Annotated in this window: 16 protein-coding genes and 1 tRNA gene; 11 read left to right on the top strand and 6 right to left on the bottom strand. The window is 63.1% G+C overall.

All coding sequences use genetic code 11. The annotated features are described in order from the left end of the window. Nucleotides 1-166 precede the first annotated feature (166 nt). Nucleotides 167-2,899: a preprotein translocase subunit SecA gene (secA, locus tag LB566_RS28970; RefSeq protein WP_140553212.1), complete on the top strand. Its 2,733-nt coding sequence runs from the start codon at nucleotides 167-169 to the stop codon at nucleotides 2,897-2,899. A gap of 60 nt (nucleotides 2,900-2,959) precedes the next feature. On the opposite strand, the gene LB566_RS28965 is transcribed toward secA, so the two are convergent. Then, nucleotides 2,960-5,545: a helix-turn-helix transcriptional regulator gene (locus LB566_RS28965; RefSeq protein ID WP_224629468.1), complete on the bottom strand. Its 2,586-nt coding sequence runs from the start codon at nucleotides 5,543-5,545 to the stop codon at nucleotides 2,960-2,962. 216 nt (nucleotides 5,546-5,761) lie between these two features. On the opposite strand from LB566_RS28965, the gene LB566_RS28960 reads away from it, so the two are divergent. The 5 genes from LB566_RS28960 (at nucleotide 5,762) to LB566_RS28940 (ending at nucleotide 10,071) form a co-directional block, all read left to right on the top strand. Then, entirely contained in the window at nucleotides 5,762-6,034 is a 273-nt protein-coding gene (locus tag LB566_RS28960) for a DUF4242 domain-containing protein (protein ID WP_140553214.1), read from the top strand. A gap of 418 nt (nucleotides 6,035-6,452) precedes the next feature. Continuing rightward, nucleotides 6,453-6,950 (top strand): hypothetical protein, encoded by a 498-nt coding sequence (locus tag LB566_RS28955; RefSeq protein ID WP_224629467.1) that lies wholly within the window; start codon nucleotides 6,453-6,455, stop codon nucleotides 6,948-6,950. Between the two features lie 57 nt (nucleotides 6,951-7,007). Beyond that, nucleotides 7,008-7,214 (top strand): DUF1127 domain-containing protein, encoded by a 207-nt coding sequence (locus tag LB566_RS28950; protein ID WP_224629417.1) that lies wholly within the window; start codon nucleotides 7,008-7,010, stop codon nucleotides 7,212-7,214. A gap of 176 nt (nucleotides 7,215-7,390) precedes the next feature. Further along, entirely contained in the window at nucleotides 7,391-8,791 is a 1,401-nt protein-coding gene (locus LB566_RS28945; RefSeq protein ID WP_224629416.1) for a lipopolysaccharide biosynthesis protein, read from the top strand. Continuing rightward, the gene (locus tag LB566_RS28940) at nucleotides 8,791-10,071 is read left to right on the top strand and encodes a GNAT family N-acetyltransferase (RefSeq protein ID WP_140553222.1); all 1,281 of its coding nucleotides are present in this window, start codon (nucleotides 8,791-8,793) and stop codon (nucleotides 10,069-10,071) included. The genes LB566_RS28945 and LB566_RS28940 overlap by 1 nt, the downstream gene beginning before the upstream one ends. Nucleotides 10,072-10,654: 583 nt before the next feature. On the opposite strand, the gene LB566_RS28935 is transcribed toward LB566_RS28940, so the two are convergent. Beyond that, entirely contained in the window at nucleotides 10,655-10,888 is a 234-nt protein-coding gene (locus LB566_RS28935) for a polymerase (RefSeq protein WP_224629415.1), read from the bottom strand. A 332-nt stretch (nucleotides 10,889-11,220) separates the two neighbouring features. Between LB566_RS28935 and LB566_RS28930 the strand changes: the two genes are divergently transcribed. Continuing rightward, nucleotides 11,221-11,424: a hypothetical protein gene (locus tag LB566_RS28930; protein ID WP_224629414.1), complete on the top strand. Its 204-nt coding sequence runs from the start codon at nucleotides 11,221-11,223 to the stop codon at nucleotides 11,422-11,424. A 62-nt stretch (nucleotides 11,425-11,486) separates the two neighbouring features. Here the strand turns inward: LB566_RS28930 and LB566_RS28925 are convergent, their stop codons facing one another. Together LB566_RS28925 and LB566_RS28920 are read right to left on the bottom strand one after the other, a co-directional pair. Next, nucleotides 11,487-11,696 carry a hypothetical protein gene (locus LB566_RS28925; RefSeq protein ID WP_140553353.1) on the bottom strand — a complete coding sequence of 70 codons (210 nt, stop codon included), beginning with the start codon at nucleotides 11,694-11,696 and terminating at the stop codon, nucleotides 11,487-11,489. A gap of 294 nt (nucleotides 11,697-11,990) precedes the next feature. Beyond that, nucleotides 11,991-12,075, bottom strand: a tRNA-Leu gene (locus tag LB566_RS28920). Between the two features lie 324 nt (nucleotides 12,076-12,399). Here LB566_RS28920 and LB566_RS28915 point away from each other — a divergent pair. Beyond that, nucleotides 12,400-12,987 (top strand): YqaA family protein, encoded by a 588-nt coding sequence (locus tag LB566_RS28915; RefSeq protein WP_224629413.1) that lies wholly within the window; start codon nucleotides 12,400-12,402, stop codon nucleotides 12,985-12,987. A gap of 82 nt (nucleotides 12,988-13,069) precedes the next feature. After that, a complete protein-coding gene (locus LB566_RS28910) occupies nucleotides 13,070-13,591 on the top strand; it encodes a disulfide bond formation protein B (RefSeq protein WP_224629412.1) in 522 nt (173 codons plus the stop codon). Between the two features lie 156 nt (nucleotides 13,592-13,747). Here LB566_RS28910 and LB566_RS28905 read toward each other — a convergent pair whose 3' ends face one another. Beyond that, nucleotides 13,748-14,305, bottom strand: a complete 558-nt coding sequence (locus LB566_RS28905) for an HNH endonuclease (RefSeq protein ID WP_023677956.1) — start codon at nucleotides 14,303-14,305, stop codon at nucleotides 13,748-13,750. A gap of 130 nt (nucleotides 14,306-14,435) precedes the next feature. Next, nucleotides 14,436-15,077: a DNA-3-methyladenine glycosylase family protein gene (locus LB566_RS28900; RefSeq protein WP_224629411.1), complete on the bottom strand. Its 642-nt coding sequence runs from the start codon at nucleotides 15,075-15,077 to the stop codon at nucleotides 14,436-14,438. Between the two features lie 73 nt (nucleotides 15,078-15,150). Here LB566_RS28900 and gluQRS point away from each other — a divergent pair, with 73 nt between their 5' ends. Continuing rightward, entirely contained in the window at nucleotides 15,151-16,020 is an 870-nt protein-coding gene (gluQRS, locus tag LB566_RS28895; RefSeq protein ID WP_224629407.1) for a tRNA glutamyl-Q(34) synthetase GluQRS, read from the top strand. A gap of 150 nt (nucleotides 16,021-16,170) precedes the next feature. Next, nucleotides 16,171-17,067: a DMT family transporter gene (locus LB566_RS28890; RefSeq protein WP_224629404.1), complete on the top strand. Its 897-nt coding sequence runs from the start codon at nucleotides 16,171-16,173 to the stop codon at nucleotides 17,065-17,067. Nucleotides 17,068-17,151: the final 84 nt, after the last annotated feature.

The following is a 17,151-nucleotide window of genomic DNA, read 5'->3' as shown; positions in this document are numbered from 1 at the left end:
GTTGACATCAGTTGAGCCCCCTCTTATCTGTCCAACGACTTTGCGTCCAGAACCGTTTTCCGGGCGCTTTTTGCGTTGCCCGTATTCAGGCGGCGCATTCACGTGGATTTGATGGGGCCGGCCGGCGCTCGTCTCAGTTTGAGAATTCTATCGAAAGGACCATTGGATGGTCAGTCTCGGCGGTCTCGCCCGTAAGGTTTTCGGCTCCTCCAACGACCGCAGGGTCAAGTCGACCCGGCCCCGTGTCGAGGCGATCAACGCCATGGAAAACGAGATGCGGGCGCTCTCCGATGCAGAACTCGCCGGCCGCACCGAAAAATTCCGCCAGGACATCGCCAACGGCGCCAGCCTCGACGACCTGCTGGTCCCGGCCTTCGCCACCGCCCGCGAGGCGGCGCGCCGTGTGCTCGGCATGCGCCCCTTCGACGTCCAGCTGATCGGCGGCATGGTGCTGCACAATGGCGGCATCGCCGAGATGCGCACCGGTGAGGGCAAGACGCTGGTCGCGACCTTGCCCGTCTATCTCAATGCACTGGCTGGCAATGGCGTTCACGTCGTCACCGTCAACGACTATCTCGCCACCCGCGACTCCGAATGGATGGGCCGCGTCTATAAGTTCCTCGGCCTCTCGGTCGGCGTCATCGTCCATGGCCTGTCCGACGAGGAGCGCCGCGTCGCCTACGCCGCCGACGTCACCTATGCCACCAATAACGAACTCGGCTTCGACTATCTGCGCGACAACATGAAATACGAGCGCGCCCAGATGGTGCAGCGTGGTCACAACTACGCGATCGTCGACGAAGTCGATTCCATCCTGGTCGACGAGGCGCGCACGCCGCTGATCATTTCCGGTCCGCTCGAGGACCGTTCGGAAATGTACAACACCATCGACACTTTCATCATCCAGCTGCAGCCGCAGGATTATGAGATCGACGAGAAGCAGAAGACCTCCATCTTCACCGAGGAAGGCACCGAGAAGCTCGAGAACCTGCTGCGCGACGCCGGCCTGCTAAAGGGCGAGTCGCTCTACGACGTCGAGAACGTCGCCATCGTCCATCACGTCAACAATGCGCTGAAGGCGCACCGCCTGTTCCAGCGCGACAAGGACTATATCGTGCGCAACGGCGAGATCGTCATCATCGACGAGTTCACCGGCCGCATGATGCCCGGCCGCCGCTATTCGGAAGGCCTGCACCAGGCGCTCGAAGCCAAGGAGCATGTGGCGATCCAGCCGGAGAACCAGACGCTCGCCTCCGTTACCTTCCAGAACTATTTCCGCCTCTACAAGAAGCTTTCCGGCATGACCGGCACGGCGCTGACCGAGGCCGAGGAATTCGGCAACATCTACGGCCTCGAAGTCACCGAGATCCCGACCAACCTGCCGGTCATCCGCAAGGACGAGGACGACGAGGTCTACCGGACGGTCGAGGAAAAATACAAGGCGATCGTCAAGGAGATCCGCGAAGCCAGCGCCAAGGGCCAGCCGACGCTGGTCGGCACCACCTCGATCGAGAAGTCCGAGCAACTGGCCGAGCGGCTGCGCAAGGAAGGTTTTAAGGATTTCGAGGTGCTCAACGCCCGCCATCACGAGCGCGAGGCGGCGATCGTCGCCCAGGCGGGCAAGCCCGGCGCCATCACCATCGCCACCAACATGGCCGGCCGCGGCACCGACATCAAGCTCGGCGGCAATGCCGAGATGCGCATCGCCGAGGAACTGGGCGACATGCCTGAAGGGCCCGAGCGCGAGGCGCGGGAAAAGGAAATCTATGCCGACGTCGAGCGCCTGAAGGAAAAGGCGCTGGCCGCCGGCGGCCTCTACGTGCTCGCCACCGAACGCCATGAATCACGCCGCATCGACAACCAGTTGCGCGGCCGCTCCGGTCGCCAGGGCGATCCCGGCCGCTCGAAATTCTTCCTGTCGCTGCAGGACGATCTGATGCGCATCTTCGGCTCCGAGCGCATGGACGGCATGTTGCAGAAGCTCGGCCTCAAGGAAGACGAGGCCATCATCCATCCCTGGATCAACAAGGCCCTGGAAAAGGCGCAGAAGAAGGTCGAGGCGCGCAACTTCGACATCCGCAAGAATCTTCTGAAATATGACGACGTTTCCAACGACCAGCGCAAGGTTGTGTTCGAACAGCGCATCGAGCTGATGGACGGCGAAGGCCTGTCGGAGACCATTGCCGAGATGCGCGAAGGCGTCATTGACGAGATCGTCGCCAAGGCCATTCCCGAGAACGCCTATGCCGAGCAGTGGGATGTCGCCGGCCTGAAGGCCGAGGTCGCCGAGTTCCTCAATCTCGACCTGCCGATCGAGGAGTGGGTCAAGGAAGAAGGCATCGCCGAGGACGACATTCGCGAGCGCATCACGCAAGCCGCCGACGCCGCCGCCAAGGAGCGCGCCGAGCGCTTCGGGCCTGAGGTGATGACCTATGTCGAGCGTTCGGTGGTGCTGCAGACGCTCGACCATCTGTGGCGCGAGCACATCGTCAACCTCGACCATCTGCGTTCGGTCGTCGGCTTCCGCGGCTACGCCCAGCGCGATCCCTTGCAGGAATACAAGAGCGAGGCGTTCGAGCTGTTCCAGGCGATGCTTGGCAATCTGCGCCAGGCCGTCACCGCGCAGCTGATGCGCGTCGAGCTGGTCCGCCAGGCTGCCGAGGCCCCGCCGCCGGAAGCCCCCGACATGTTCGGCACGCATATTGATGGCACCACCGGCGAGAACGATTTCGAAGGCGGCGAAACCGCCCTTCTGGTGCGCCAGGAAAGCAACGCCATCGTCGCCCCCGAAGACCGCGACCCCAACAACCCCGCCACCTGGGGCAAGGTCGGCCGCAACGAAGCGTGCCCCTGCGGCTCCGGCAAGAAATACAAGCACTGCCACGGCGCTTTCGCGTAAGGAAAACCTGGGGGGCACGTTCCCGGATTTCTGACCCGGGCGCGATTCCTACCTACCTGCTCAGATCAGCCCGGAATCGCGCGCGGCGGCGGTCGCCTCGCCACGCGAAATGGCGTCCAGCTTGCCCAGCACCGCCGAGACATGATGATCGACGGTCTTCGGTGAGATGGTCAGGTGCTCGGCTATCCTCTTGTTGGAGAAACCGCGTTCGATCAATTGCAGAACCTGCATCTGGCGCAGCGTCAGGCCAGCTTGATTGGCGCGCGTGCTCTGCCGCGGTCCCCTTGCGATGTTATTGACGCCATTCTGCCGCATGACGGCGCGGACGTGCTGGGCGACCGGCCGGGCACCGAGGCCTTCGAATATGTCCAGGGCCAAGCGTAGGGCCGGCTCGTCGCCGTGCAGCAGGGCGAGCGCCTGCTCGAACGGAGCGCCCAGCCGGGCCCACAGCGTTGCGGCACCGTTCCAGTCGCCGGCGAGCAGCAGGCGATAAGGCTCCGCCATGCCGGTCGTATCGCCAGGGTCGCTTTCAGGCGACAAGAGCAGCCGCCAGACGGCCAGCTCGGCGAACATCGCCCTCGTCGGCGACAGGCTTTCTGCCAGATCGATCAGGCGAAGCGCCTCAGTGGCGTCGCCTTGCCCAAGCCATGCCAGTTCGGCCATCGACGCCGTGTAAGGTGCCAGCCGCTGCAGCTCCATTCCCCTATCCAGGAATCGCTTCATTTCCTCCAGCACCGGCCCAGCCGGATCGCCTCGCCTTATGCGCAGTTTCGCCAGCGCGACCAAGGAGGGGTAACGCACCAGAGCCGTCGTTGCGCCATCGTCGATGACGTCGAGAGCCATGGCGGCCGCATCGTCCCAAAGGCCGCGTCGCAAAAGCAGCTGCGCCTGCACGCCCCGCATATAGTCGCGCCAGGTCGCGAGGTCATTCTCAACGCAATAGGCGATGCCGCGATCGAGAAAGGATTGCGCCCGCACAAGATCGAGCTGGTTCATTTCGGCGCAGGCGCAATTGGTGAAGCCGCGTGCCGCGTGCTCCTGGAAATTCTGCACGAGCGCGATTTCAAGACTGCGGGCGAGATGCAGCCGACCTCTGGCCAGGTCAAGCCACTGCTCGGCCGAGCCAAGATTGTTGAGCGCGTGACAGATTATCTCCGGCTTGTTCAACCGTTCGGCCAGAGCGACTGCCTTGCCGCCGAGCAGCAGTGTTTCGTCGAGCTTCTCGGCCAGCATCGCCAGCTGCGAGAGATTGGAATAGGCCATGGCAAGCTCCGGACTGGCAGGCGCCTGTTCCAGCAGTTCCACGGCCTGCGCCCCGAACAGGTCCGCTTGTTCGCGGTCACCCACCAGATAGGCGAAGCGCGACAGGCATCTGAGGCTGTCGCCCTCCCTGAGCGTGTCGCCGAGCGCCTGCTGCAATCGCCGTGCCTGGCCCTGCGCCTCGATGGCCGCATCGATGCGGCCGATCAGATGGCATTCAAACGCATATCCTTCGTAAAGCCTCGCCCGCTCGCTCATCGGCAGGCTGTCGGCGTGCCGCAAGGCGACTTCGTAATAGCCGGCGGCATCGCGATGCGCGCCGACGCGGGAGGCCTCGCGCGCTGCGAGCGGGGCAAGCTCGCGCACCGCTTCCAGATTCTGGGCCTCCACCGCATGGTGCACAAGCCTCGCGGTCGCCACCTCGGCGTTTTCCTGCAGTGCGGAAAGCGCGCGTTGGTTGAATTCGCGCCGATGGCTCGGGGTCAGCGCCATCTCGATGGCGCGACGGGCGATCTCGTGCCGGAAGGCGTAGCCATCGCCGAGATCGTCGAGCAAGCCATTCGAGACACATTCCGCCAGTTGGCCGGCGCTGGCGACCCCACAGAGACCGCGCAGCGCCCAGGCATCGGCGCGGCGTGGAAACACCGACACGGCGTCGAGCATCGAGCGCGCGCCCGGCGACAGGCGCTCGGCACGCGCCAGCACGGCGTCGCGGACGCTGGCCGGCAGCACCATCTCGCTTTCGGCAGCCAGCAATTCGGTGACGAAGAAGGCGTTGCCCGCGGTGGCGCGATAGATTGCGTTGCCGTCGCGGTTGGCTGCTTTGGCAAGCGACAACACCGCCGCTTCGCTGAGCAGTGGCACTTCGATGCGCTGGACATTGCCGGCTGGAATTTCGCCGAGCACCCGGCGCGCGCGCATCTGCCCTTCGCTGCGGTCGGTGCGCGCAGTGAACAGCACCAGCATGTGCGTGTTGGTGATGCGCCGGCCCAGGAAACGGACGAAATCCAGGGTCGCGTCGTCGGCCCAGTGCATATCCTCGATGACCAGCAAACCCGGCCGAGACCTCGCCTCGAAAACCTCGAGAGCGTCTGAAAACAGGGGCAGCCGCTGACCTTGGCGGTCATCGATTGCCCGGGGGAGTGCCCACTGCGCGTCCCGGGCCAGATCATAGAGGGGTCCCAGCGGATCGGGAATCGACAGGTCCTCGCAAGCGCTGCGGAATATGGAAACGTGCTGCCCGGCACCGGTCACGAACGCCTCGACGAGTGCCGTCTTTCCGGCCCCGGCCTCGCCCAGCAATGCCGCCACGCGGCCGCGACCGCTCGCGGCCTCCGCGAGCAGTTCCTCCAATTGATCGAGTTGTGCCTGCCGCTCCAGAAGCATGATCACCGGCCCGTAAGTTTCGTCGTCGCTCGACCCTTCTCCAAAATTACCCCCGCTTCGGTATCCGCAGTGTGGCTCCCAGACCAAACGTCGAAAACATAGGGAATCGTCCCGCGCAATATGGGGAAAGGCTCCGATGTGCGCTTTCAACGATCGTGATTTTTCTCCAACCGCGCTCATTTCGAGCGTGAATCAGTCACAAAAGGAAGCCACTCCATGCCTCGCTATCTGATCGAACGGACATTCCCCGACGGGCTCAACGTGCCGACGAACGACGTCGGCGCAACGGCGCTCGGCGGCATCATCATGCGCAACGCCGAGAAGGGGGTCACCTGGCTACACTCCTTCGTATCGCCCGACAAGAACAAGAGTTTCTGCATCTACGACGCCCCCTCGCCGGAGGCGATCCGCAGCACGGCGCAGAAGAATTCGCTACCGGTGGACAAGATCACGGAGGTGAGGGTCCTGGACCCTTACTTTTATCGCTGACCCTATGGACCAAGGATGGAACAATGAGCGTGAGATCGTCCTGGGCAACGATGGGTGTCGGCATTCCGTGCTGTTTCCTCCCGAAACGGCAGCCACCATCGTGGCGTTCGACCATGCACCCTCCCGGCGTGGTCTCGCATCGCGGATTGTGTCCGCGCTGCTCACGCCGTTGCGAAGCCGGCGCAGGCGCCTGCCACCGCAAGACGATTATTTAAGGCGGGACGTCGGTCTGCCGGAGCACGAGATGCGGCGGGACTACTGGGAATACTGGTGGTGGCATCAATGAGACCGCCGCCCTGTTAGAGAGGGACGGATCGGACCCCGTCCCGCAATTGCCAATCCAACGCGCAGGCATGGCAGCAGGGCCTTGCTGGCCGGTCCTGCCGCCTGCGCGTCACCAACAACAATGGAGGATAAAATGAACGCCAATTTCTGGCGCTTTGCCGCGCTGTCCACTATGGCGATCGCCGCCTCTGCCGCATCTGCGGAGAGTGGCAATCGGCTGGCCGCCGAGGTGCGGGCGGCCAACGGCCGCTTCGTGAATGTCGCGGCGGCCACCGCCGAGGGCTATGCACCGATTCCCTGCGCCAGCGGCATCACCGGCGGCGCGATGGGCATTCACTACGTCAACAGCGCCTACCTTAAGGACGATGCCGTCGACCTCGCCAAGCCGGAAGCCGTGATGTACGAGCCGATGGCCGATGGCACACTGAAGCTGGTGGCCGTCGAATATATCACCGCGAAGGGTCCGGCGTCGCTCGAAGGCCAGCTGTTCAACTTCGACAGCGCCCCCAACCGCTATGGCCTCGGCCCCTTCTACGAACTTCATGTCTGGGCCTGGAAGCAGAACCCGACCGGCGCCTTCGCCGACATGAACCCGAATGTCTCATGCGACGCCATGAAAAAGGCCGACTGACGGCACCGCCTGCCGGAACAGTGCCGGCAGGCCTTTCACGTGTCGCGAGGGGAGGTCATGACCGAGATCGCTATCTTCCTGGCAAGGCTGCGCACCCCACCATGGCGGCTGATGGCCATCCTCGCTTGGCTGGCGCGCGGACGGCGCCTCCGACATGAGCGGCGTCACTTGGAGGCCATGCCCGATTTCATGCTGAAAGACATCGGCATCAGCCGTTCCGAGATCGACTATGTCGCAACTCACGGCAAAGCCCGCCGCTCTTAGGCTTGGCTGGAAGTTGGAGCGACAGATCGCCTGTCTCCTGCTTGCGGCATGGAACCCACACCGGTCGTCCTTGCTCGCCCCGCTGCCATTGTGCATGCCTCTCCCAACCACCCTTTCTTAAGGTGTCTCCGCTACACCAAAGCCTGAAAAGAAGCGGAAAACGGAGAACAATCGGGGTGCGCTTTTCCGCGGCCACGACAGCCGGGCGGTTCTTGCCGCAGCGTTTGGCGCTGCGCGTGGAGCCGTTGCTTGGCCGCGTCGACGCCGTGCTGTTCACCGCCGACGAGCGCGGCGAGGCCGGCCGCATGTCGGTCATCGCCTTCTCCATCCGCATCGTCAGCGCTGTCATCGCCTTCGTCAGCCAGGTGCTGATGGCACGCTGGATGGGCTCGTTCGAATACGGCATCTTCGTCCTTGTCTGGGTGACGATGGTCATCGTCGGCAATCTCGCCTGCCTCGGCTTCCACACCTCGGTCATCCGCTTCATTCCCGAATACCGCGAGCGCGGCCTGATCGACGAGTTGCGCGGCATCGTCGTGGCCAGCCGCCTGTTCGTGCTGATCGCTTCGACCGTCATCGCCGGGGTCGGCGCGCTCGGCGTGTGGCTCGCCTCGTCATGGACCGAAAACTACTATGTCGTGCCGTTCATCCTCGGCGTCATCTGCCTGCCGATGATAGCGCTGTCGGATCTGCTGCAAGGCCAAGCCAGGGCGAACAGCTGGGCGCTGTTCGCCCTGGCGCCGACCTATCTGATACGGCCTGTGCTGATCCTGCTGTTCATGGCGCTGATGCTTTTCGCCGGCTACGCGCCCGACGCGAAGACCGCGATCTTCGCCTCGATCGCCGCCACTTATGTCACCACGCTCGCCCAGCTTATCGGCGTCACCCGGCGCATGGAAAGGCAGATTCCGGCCGGGCCGATGAAGGTGCATTTCGCACAATGGTTCATCGTCTCGCTGCCGATCTTCCTGGTCGAAAGCTTCTTTTTCCTGCTCACCAATGCCGACGTGCTGATGGTCGGCGCCTATATGGACCCCAACGACGTCGCCGTCTATTTCGCCACGGTCAAGACACTGGCGCTGGTGCATTTCGTCTACTTCGCCGTCAAGGCAGGCGTCGCACAACGCTATGCCCAGTTCACCCATGGCGAGCCGGCAAAGCTTGCCGCCTTTGCCCGCGAGACGGTGTCGTGGACCTTCTGGCCATCGCTCGCCATGGCGCTGCTGGTGCTGGCGCTTGGCAAACCGATGCTGATGCTGTTCGGCCCCGAATTCACATCGGGTTATCCGCTTCTGTTCCTGCTCGTCTTCGGCGTCGTGGCGCGCGCCGCCGTCGGCCCGTGCGAAAGCCTGCTCACCATGAGCGGCAACCAGAATGTCTGCGCCGCCGTCTATGCCATGACGCTGGCCTTCAACATTGGCCTCAACGTGGTGCTGATCCCGCTTTTCGGCCTGTGGGGCGCCGCCATGGCCACCGCCTTCGCCATGATTTTCGAGGCCGGTGCGCTGTCTTTCACGGTCTGGCGCAAGCTCGGCATCGTCATGGCGATCTTCGTGCCAGCCAAAGGAGCCGCGTGATGGCCGCCATCCCCTTGCTCGAGGAAACCAGCGGCGGCCCCGCCGGCGCCATGGTGTCCGGCCTTGCCGGACTGGGGCGCGACACCGACCCGGCCCATATCGAGATCCTCGCCAACAACCGGCCCGAGCGGAAACTGGCCATCTATCCGGCGTCGGCCGGGTTCGACCTCGTCGAGGAGCTGGATTATCTGTGCGCCCGCACCATCGAGCCCAACATCTTCTTCAACCCGCGTTTCCTGGCGCCCGCAATGCCCCGGCTGGAAGACCGCGAGGTGCGGCTGGCCGTCATTCGTGACGGCGATGAATACCGCAACCGGCTACGCCTTCTGGTGCCGTTCTCGGTCGAGCGGCCGGTGGTGCCGCTCGGGGTTCCGGTCATGCGCACATGGTCGAGCCCGTTCGGCCCGCTCGGCACTCCGCTGGTCGACCGCGACGATCCGGTCGGCGTCGTCGAGGATTTCTTCTCGATGCTGTCGCGCCCGCATCTGAAGCTGCCGAAAGTGTTCGTCCTGCCCGACATCAGGCTCGACGGCGCGGTGGCGAGCCTGGTTGCCACGGTGGCCGAGACGCGTGGCCTGATGCTGGTCACCACCGGTCACGCCCAGCGTCCGCTGCTCGAGAGCGAACGCGACGCCGAGGACTATCTGAAGGCTTCGCTGCGCGCGCACCATTACCGCGAGTTCCGCCGCCTCAAGCGGCGGCTGGGCGACCTCGGCAAGCTTGAACATGTCGTGGCGCGCGGCCCCGACGAGATCCGTCACGCCATCGAGAGCTTCCTGACGCTGGAGGCGGCCGGCTGGAAGGGCCGCGAGCGCACGGCCATGGCGATCGACCGCTACCGCGCCGCCTTCGCCCGCGAGGCCGTGCACAGGCTGGCCGAACAGGACCTGTGCCGCATCCATTCGCTGACGCTCGACGGCCGCACCATTGCGTGCCTGATCGTCTTCGTCGAAGCCGGCGTCGCTTACACCTGGAAGACGGCCTACGACGAAACGCTGGCCGGCTATTCGCCAGGCACGCTGCTGATGATCGAGGTGACCAGGCAGCATCTCGACGACCCCAACATCATGATGACCGATTCCTGTGCCGTGCCCGACCATCCGGTGATGAGCAGGCTGTGGACCGAGCGCAAGCCGATGGGCACGCTGGTGATCGGCCTGACGCCGGACGCCGACCGCCTCGCCCGCCAGGCGGCCTCGCAACTGCATCTCTATCGGGAGACCCGCAACATGGCCCGCCTGTTGCGCAACCGGATGAAGAGCCTGCTCAAGAGACGATAGACGCGCTCGCATCTTCCGGATGCGTGGATGCTTGCTTCAAACCTGAGTGTTTGGTTGCTTCATGGGACAAACAGTCACTGTATTGATAGCGTTTATTCACCAGCGGCTACTTGAGCAACAGTCGCAATTTTTCAACAAAGCGTTACAAAGGTGATGCGATTTTGGGTATAATTCCTGTCGCTTGCCGACGGCACATCCATTTTTCTTCAGTGCTTTTCCGCGTGGCGGACATCAGAATTAGCTAATTCATTCGAACATATAAAGGACATTCACGGAACTTAAGTGGTAACATAAGACCTTTGGGACAGAAGTCTGGGACTTTGGTCCATCTCACGAAATCCGGCAGCGAGTGTGAGGTTAATCTTCATTGCTCTTCAGGAACTTGAAACGGCTGGCCGGGCCCGACTTGAGTGGCTTGTCCTCTTCCTTCCCCGACGCTTTCGGCGGTGGCGCGCGGATCGCGAGGAACAGGCGCTGAATGCAAGAAATCCGCTTGCCGGAACCAGCGGGCACTCAACGGGAAGCCGCCAATAAGAAAGCGGCCGCGCCAGAATCCTGGCCCCATAAAAGCCCGCCACGGAGCCTACGGGGACGGCCTTGGGCGAGCCTGGGCCATGTCGAAAGTGTCCGGCAGGTGAGGATGCGCGGCGGCCCGCCTTACCGAAGCCGTGGTCATCGCGTCGACCGGGAGAATAATGGACATACGAGCATAGTGGTCCGGCCACAGCGGCTTTCCAAACAGGAAGAACACGATCGCGAGAAAACAAATCAGCAGCAGGACGGCGAAGGTGTTCGCGATGATCTCGCCAAGCTGCATGTTTTCTCCCCCGGGTCGGACACCCGCCGCTCGCAGCAACGGCGGGCGTCCACGGACCGTCGATGAAGGGACTTTACTCGACGGCTTCCACGCCAATGAGGAACGGCAGCTTATGTTCAGGGTTTAGGACCAATGCGTCGATGCTTCGGACTTCAGTCCCAATTGCGGGTCCGAGGAGAAGGAGACAGTCTGCCTTCGCACCGGCTAAGCCCTCCACCAAGGTACCTGACGGCCGGAGCATAGCCCGGCCTGCTCGCCAAGTGCCGAACCTACCGCCAAAAGCAGGCCGGGCTCCTTCTGTCGATAGTCAAGATCGTCGCCCAAAGGGGAAAATGACCAGCTACAAGGTGGAGGAAATCCTCGGCGAGAGAATTATCGGCACGCACGAGGTGGCGGCTTCAAGTCCCGCGGGGGCTGCCAGACGGGCAACCGGGCATCCGATGCAACCCCGCATTCCAGGTGCGCTGTTTGTTCGGGTCACCAGATCGGAGGACGGCACGATCGCCGAATTCAGCTTCGCGGGATTTCCCTGTTGAAGCCGGATGAATTCCGAAGCTCGTCGATGAATCGTTTCGACGCGACTTGCACCAGAATTGCGCTAGCGTCCCAGCGGCTGTTTGGATGCCGAAACCAATTCGTCCTCATCCCTGATCCCGGCCATGTAATTCGCAATTATGCGGGATGAAATCGCTTCACGTTCCTGGGCCGATCGGGCGTCAGGCTTCAACCTGTCGAACACGCGGCCAAGCAGGGCCACTTCGGAGGAATCGAAGACGCCAGCTTCCTGCGCTTTCTGACGAATCGGCATGAGTTCCTCCCTTTCCGGGTAGATAAGCGACAACTGATGCAAGGGGCAATCTCAACGCCGGAATATATCCACACGAGGAACGGTCAGGGGGCTCAACGTAGGTCCTGAAGCGCGAAAGCGGCTACCGCATTCGACAGGCCGAAGATGCAGTCCTGCACCCGGCCGAGCCGCTCCCGGATGTCGCTCTTGCGATATCGGCCTGAGGCCGCTCACGACGAACTCCAACACCATAACCGCATTGCCGAAGCGCCGATCGGGAAAGCAGCGACAGACGCATCGAAGTGGCGACTGAAATGGTGCCCCTAGCCGGGATCGAACCAGCACTCCTTGCGGAACTCGATTTTGAGTCGAGCGCGTCTACCAATTCCGCCATAGGGGCTCAGGCCAGGCGGCCTGGATGGCGCGGACTATACGGTTGGAGGCCTGTTCGTCAACTGGCCTGTTGCCGATAGCGTGCGGAGCCGCGACCAAACCGCACCTTTCGGTTTCCTGCGGGCACTGCCATTGTGCGGCGCGGAAAATCTTTCTAGACAGGCGTCGTGTCGAAGCGCTTGGCGTCCGGAAGAAGGAACGCGGCGCGCTTCGGGTCTTGGTGTCACGCATGCCCCTGTTTTCATCCATGCCCTGGTTTCATGCCTGCCCTTATGCCCACGCCGTGCATGTGGGCGACGTGCGGTAGTCATCTACGACATTAGGAGAGCCGATGCTTCGCGGACTGTACGACTGGACCTTGTCGCTGGCGGCGCGCAAATCCGCCGAATGGTGGCTGGCCTTCATCGCCTTCGTCGAAAGCTCCGTGTTCCTGGTGCCGGCCGATGTGCTTTATCTGCCGATGGCGCTGTCGCGGCCGGACCGCGCCTATCGCTATGCACTGATCGCCACCGCCGCCTCCGTGCTGGGCGGCATCGCCGGCTGGTTCATCGGCCACTACGCCTATGACGCGCTGGCCAAGCCGATCCTGGAATTTTACGGCAAGTATGACGAGTTCGAGGCGCTGCGCGTCTCTTCGGGCATCGGCTTCATCATCCTGATGCTGATCACCTCGGGCGCCGCCCATCTGCCGCCGATCAAGGTGGTGACGATCCTGTCGGGGGTCATCGGCGTCAATCTTTTTCTGTTCATCGCGCTGGCAATCGTGGCGCGCGGCGGGCGCTTTCTGCTTCTGGCCTGGCTGCTGCGCCGCTATGGCGAGCCGATCCGCGAGTTCATCGAAAAGCGCCTCGGCCTGATCGCAGGTGCAGCGGCGGCCGCCCTGATTTTGCTCTATATCCTGGTCAAATACGCCTTCTGATTCATGTCGCCCAAGCCGCGTAGCGGCGCGGCAATATGGACCAAAGACTGAGCCGGCGGCGAACACAACGGACGAGTACCCCATGACTGCGAGCATGACTGCCAACACCGGACGCCAGCGGGCCATGACGGCCCTGTTCCTTGCCGTAGCCATGGCCGCCACTGTCGGCTCCGCGCTCGCCTTCCAGTATATTGGGGGCTATATCCCTTGCCATCTCTGCCTGGAACAGCGCACGCCCTACTATATCGGCGTGCCGCTGATGCTGCTGGCGCTGCTTGCATCGGCGCTGCACGCGCCGGCATGGGCTGTGCGCGGCTTGCTGGCCATCGGAGGCCTGCTGATGCTCTATGGCCTTTATCTCGGCATCTATCATGCCGGCGTGGAGTGGGCCTGGTGGCAGGGCCCGGCCGATTGCACCGCGGGCGCAGGCCAGGTCGACACCGGCGGCAAAGGCGTGCTCGACGCGCTCGACAAATTCGTGCCCCCCTCCTGCGACAAGGCCGCGCTTCGCATCCTCGGCCTGTCGCTCGCCGGCTGGAACGCCATCGCCAGCCTTGTCCTCGCGGCCGTCGCCTTCCGCAGCGCTTTCACGCGACTGAGGTAGCGCGAAAGCGCCGACGCGAGATCATTCAAGAATTCGGCAGGCTGAGTCGTATGGAGTGATTGTCGAGAACCGAAGCGGAGCGGACATTTGGTCCGTGAGCATCGGAAGCGCAGACAATCGCTTCAGACGGCCAGCCTCCCGAATTGTCGGACGATCTCAGGGTTCGAGTTCGACATCCCAGTACAGATAATCCATCCAGCTTTCATGCAGATGGTTGGGCGGGAACAGACGGCCATTATTGTGCAGGTCGTGCACCGTCGGCTGGTAGGGCTTCTGCAACGGCCACATCTTGGCATGCGCCGGCATCATGCCACCTTTCCTGAGGTTGCAGGGGGAACAGGCGGCGACGACATTCTCCCACGTCGTAGCACCCCCTCGGTGGCGGGGGATGACGTGATCGAAGGTCAGGTCGTCGGGCGTGCCGCAATATTGGCACTGGAAGCGGTCGCGCAGGAAGACGTTGAAGCGCGTGAAGGCGGGGTGCCGCGACGGCTTCACATAGGCCTTCAGGCTGACGACGCTCGGCAGCTTCATCGAGAAGGTCGGCGAGGACACCGCGTGCTCGTATTCGGCGACGATGTTCACCCGTTCGAGGAACACCGCCTTGATGGCGTCCTGCCACGACCAGAGCGACAGGGGATAATAGCTGAGCGGACGGTAATCCGCATTCAGCACCAGCGCTGGAAGCCCATCCGGAGATACGGCAACCGTCACGTCGTTGGCCTCCTTGGTTCTCTAACCTGAATGGCGCGGATACTGTAAGCCCGACATGACAGGGATGTGAAGCGGATTGTCACGCGTCCGAAGGCACAAAAAAACGAGATTTTGATGCTTTTTCGCGCTTTCAGGCCGGGGGTGCGGCATCCCTGCCCTTCAATTCGCGATAATAGGACCAGAAAAGCCGCGATGCGACACCTCTCCATGGGCTCCATGATTCGGCGAGGTGGATCAGTGTTTTCTCCGGCGGACGCGGGTCGATGCCGAGCGCATGGCCGACGGCGGTCTGGAGCGCGACATCGCGCGCCGGGAAGATATCGGGATGGCCTGCGGCAAACAGCAGATACACCTGCGCCGTCCACGGACCGATGCCGGGCACGGCCGTCATGGTCGTGATTGCCTCGCCGGCGTCAAGCGAACACAAATGATGAAGGTCGAGGCCGTCCGCCACCGCCTTGGCGGCGGCGAGGAGACCGCGTTGCTTGGGTCGAGACAGGCCCGCCTCGCGAAACATGTCCTCGCCGGCGGCAAGGATCGCCAGCGGCGTCAAAGGGTCGACCAGTTTCGTCAGCCGGCCGAAGATCGCATCGGCGCTGGCGCGCGACACCTGCTGCGAGACGATGATCGAGGCAAGGCTCGAGAATCCCGGTTGGGAAAGCCGTAGCGGCACCTCGCCCGCCATGCCGCGGATCTTTTCCAGCCTCGGGTCGATTGCGCAAAGCGCGTCGAGCCCCCGGGCGATGTCGTCCAATGTGGCGATACGTTGCATGTTTCTTGTTCCTGAACCGGCCGCACGGTAGCAATTGGCAAAACCGCCGCACAACCCGATTGCCGCTCAAGAGATGACGCTCCTGACATTCCGTTTCGCGCCCAGTCCCAATGGCGACCTGCATCTCGGCCATGCCTTTTCGGCGCTGCTCAACCAGAAACTGGCGCGAGCGGTCGGCGGCCGCCTGCTGCTGCGCATCGAGGATATCGACACTACGCGCTGCTCGCCGGAATTCGAGGCGGGGATTTTTACCGATCTGAAATGGCTCGGACTTGCCTGGGAACAGCCGGTGCGACGGCAATCCGAGCACTTCGCCTGTTATGAGACGGTGCTTGACCGGCTGATCCGGGAGGATCTCGTCTATCCCGCCTTCATGAGCAGAAGCGAAATCCGGGCTTTCATCGCCGACAGCGAAAAGCGCGACTGGCCGCGCGATCCCGATGGCGTGCCGGTCTATCCCGCCGTCGACAAGGCGCTGCCGGCGAAGGAACGCCGGCGCCGCGTTGCCGAGGGCGCTCCCTTCGCCTGGCGGCTGGATGTCGATACGGCGATGGCACGCGTCGGTAAGGATTTGTCATGGAACGAATTTTCAGACGAATCGCTCTCCGCGACGCGCGTCGTCGAGGCCCGCCCGCGCGATTGGGGCGACGTCATCGTGGCGCGCCGCGAAATCCCGACCAGCTACCATCTTGCCGTCGTCGTCGACGATGCGCTGCAGGGCGTGAGCCATGTCGTGCGCGGCCAGGATCTCTATTCCGCCACCGGGATACAGCGGCTGCTTCAGGAACTGCTTGGCCTGCCGCAGCCAGCCTATTTCCATCACCGGCTGATCCTGGGACCCGACGGACGCAAGCTGTCGAAAAGCCTGAAGGACACCGGCCTTGCCGTCTTGCGCGAAGCGGGCGTGTCGGCTCACGATGTCAGGCGGATGGTCGGTCTCTGACGCAGACGAAGGCCGAAGGGGCAGCTTGCAGAAAACACGGCCGGTTGAATTCCGGTGATGCATGGATCAATCGTTTCGTTTTGCGCGCCGGCTTGAACCGGACTAGAGCTTCGCCACGGCTCAATTCTCATCAAGCGCGGTTCCCGGAAAATGCACAGCGTCAAGCGGCTCATCCCCGCCACTTTCGTCGTCTTGTGGGCAACCGGCTTCATCGGCGCCCGCTATGCCATGCCGTGGGCGGAACCTTTCACGTTCCTGGCCGCGCGCTTCGTCCTGGCAGCCGTGTTGTTCGCCGGCCTGGTGGTCGTGCTCGGCTCCAAGAGAGCCTCCCGCGAAGAGGCATTGCACGCCACCGGGGCCGGCATTCTGATGCATGGCGTCTATCTCGGCGCGGTCTTCTGGGCTATCCACAGGGGCATGCCCGCCGGGCTGTCGGCGCTGATTGTCGGCCTGCAGCCGCTGATCACGGCGGTACTCGCCGGCAAATTTCTCGGCGAGGCGATCCTGCCACGCCATTGGGCCGGCCTCGCGGTCGGCCTGGCCGGCGTTGTCATCGTGCTCTGGCCAAAGCTCGGTGCGCTCGGCGGCGGCGTGACGTCAGCCACGCTGACAGCCTCGCTCGTCTCGGTGCTCGGCATGAGCGCCGGCACCATATGGCAGAAGCGTTTTGCTTCCGGCGGCGACCTTGTCGCCGCGACCATGTGGCAATATGTCGGCGGCGCTTCGGTGATGATCCTGGCTTCACTGGCCTTCGAGACCCGCACGGTCGTCATCAACGGCGAATTGATCTTCGCCATGGCCTGGCTGGTGCTGGTGCTGTCGATCGGCGCCATCTTCCTTCTGATGGTGATGATCCGCGACGGCGAGATGTCGAAGGTCGCTTCGCTGTTCTATCTGGTGCCGGCGGTGACGGCCGTCATCGCCTGGGCCTTGTTCGACGAGCAGCTCAACGCGCTTCAGATTGCCGGCATGGCGATTGCCACGTTGGGCGTTGGTCTGGCTACTGCCCGGCCGGGCAAGGGAGGAATTGAAGAACTGAGGAATTGAGGGAAAAGCGGACATATCTGGCGCTGTGTGCTCCTTCTTCTTCAATTCTCCAGTTCTTCAATTCCTCAGTTCTTCGATCCGGCC

This window comes from Mesorhizobium sp. CA13 (assembly GCF_020165235.1).
Lineage (GTDB): Bacteria > Pseudomonadota > Alphaproteobacteria > Rhizobiales > Rhizobiaceae > Mesorhizobium.
Note: the sequence above shows the minus strand (reverse complement) of the source record. Positions and strands in the feature narration are given on the sequence as shown.

What these genes read in the sequence shown, in the direction of transcription:
- LB566_RS28925 (WP_140553353.1), bottom strand. Translation starts at nt 11,696, where the DNA reads ATGCCGATTCGTCAGAAAGCGCAGGAAGCTGGCGTCTTCGATTCCTCC.
- LB566_RS28915 (WP_224629413.1), top strand. Translation starts at nt 12,400, where the DNA reads ATGCTTCGCGGACTGTACGACTGGACCTTGTCGCTGGCGGCGCGCAAA.
- LB566_RS28935 (WP_224629415.1), bottom strand. Translation starts at nt 10,888, where the DNA reads ATGCAGCTTGGCGAGATCATCGCGAACACCTTCGCCGTCCTGCTGCTG.
- LB566_RS28960 (WP_140553214.1), top strand. Translation starts at nt 5,762, where the DNA reads ATGCCTCGCTATCTGATCGAACGGACATTCCCCGACGGGCTCAACGTG.
- LB566_RS28965 (WP_224629468.1), bottom strand. Translation starts at nt 5,545, where the DNA reads ATGCTTCTGGAGCGGCAGGCACAACTCGATCAATTGGAGGAACTGCTC.
- gluQRS (WP_224629407.1), top strand. Translation starts at nt 15,151, where the DNA reads ATGACGCTCCTGACATTCCGTTTCGCGCCCAGTCCCAATGGCGACCTG.
- LB566_RS28900 (WP_224629411.1), bottom strand. Translation starts at nt 15,077, where the DNA reads ATGCAACGTATCGCCACATTGGACGACATCGCCCGGGGGCTCGACGCG.
- LB566_RS28940 (WP_140553222.1), top strand. Translation starts at nt 8,791, where the DNA reads ATGGCCGCCATCCCCTTGCTCGAGGAAACCAGCGGCGGCCCCGCCGGC.
- secA (WP_140553212.1), top strand. Translation starts at nt 167, where the DNA reads ATGGTCAGTCTCGGCGGTCTCGCCCGTAAGGTTTTCGGCTCCTCCAAC.
- LB566_RS28955 (WP_224629467.1), top strand. Translation starts at nt 6,453, where the DNA reads ATGAACGCCAATTTCTGGCGCTTTGCCGCGCTGTCCACTATGGCGATC.
- LB566_RS28950 (WP_224629417.1), top strand. Translation starts at nt 7,008, where the DNA reads ATGACCGAGATCGCTATCTTCCTGGCAAGGCTGCGCACCCCACCATGG.
- LB566_RS28910 (WP_224629412.1), top strand. Translation starts at nt 13,070, where the DNA reads ATGACTGCGAGCATGACTGCCAACACCGGACGCCAGCGGGCCATGACG.
- LB566_RS28890 (WP_224629404.1), top strand. Translation starts at nt 16,171, where the DNA reads ATGCACAGCGTCAAGCGGCTCATCCCCGCCACTTTCGTCGTCTTGTGG.
- LB566_RS28930 (WP_224629414.1), top strand. Translation starts at nt 11,221, where the DNA reads ATGACCAGCTACAAGGTGGAGGAAATCCTCGGCGAGAGAATTATCGGC.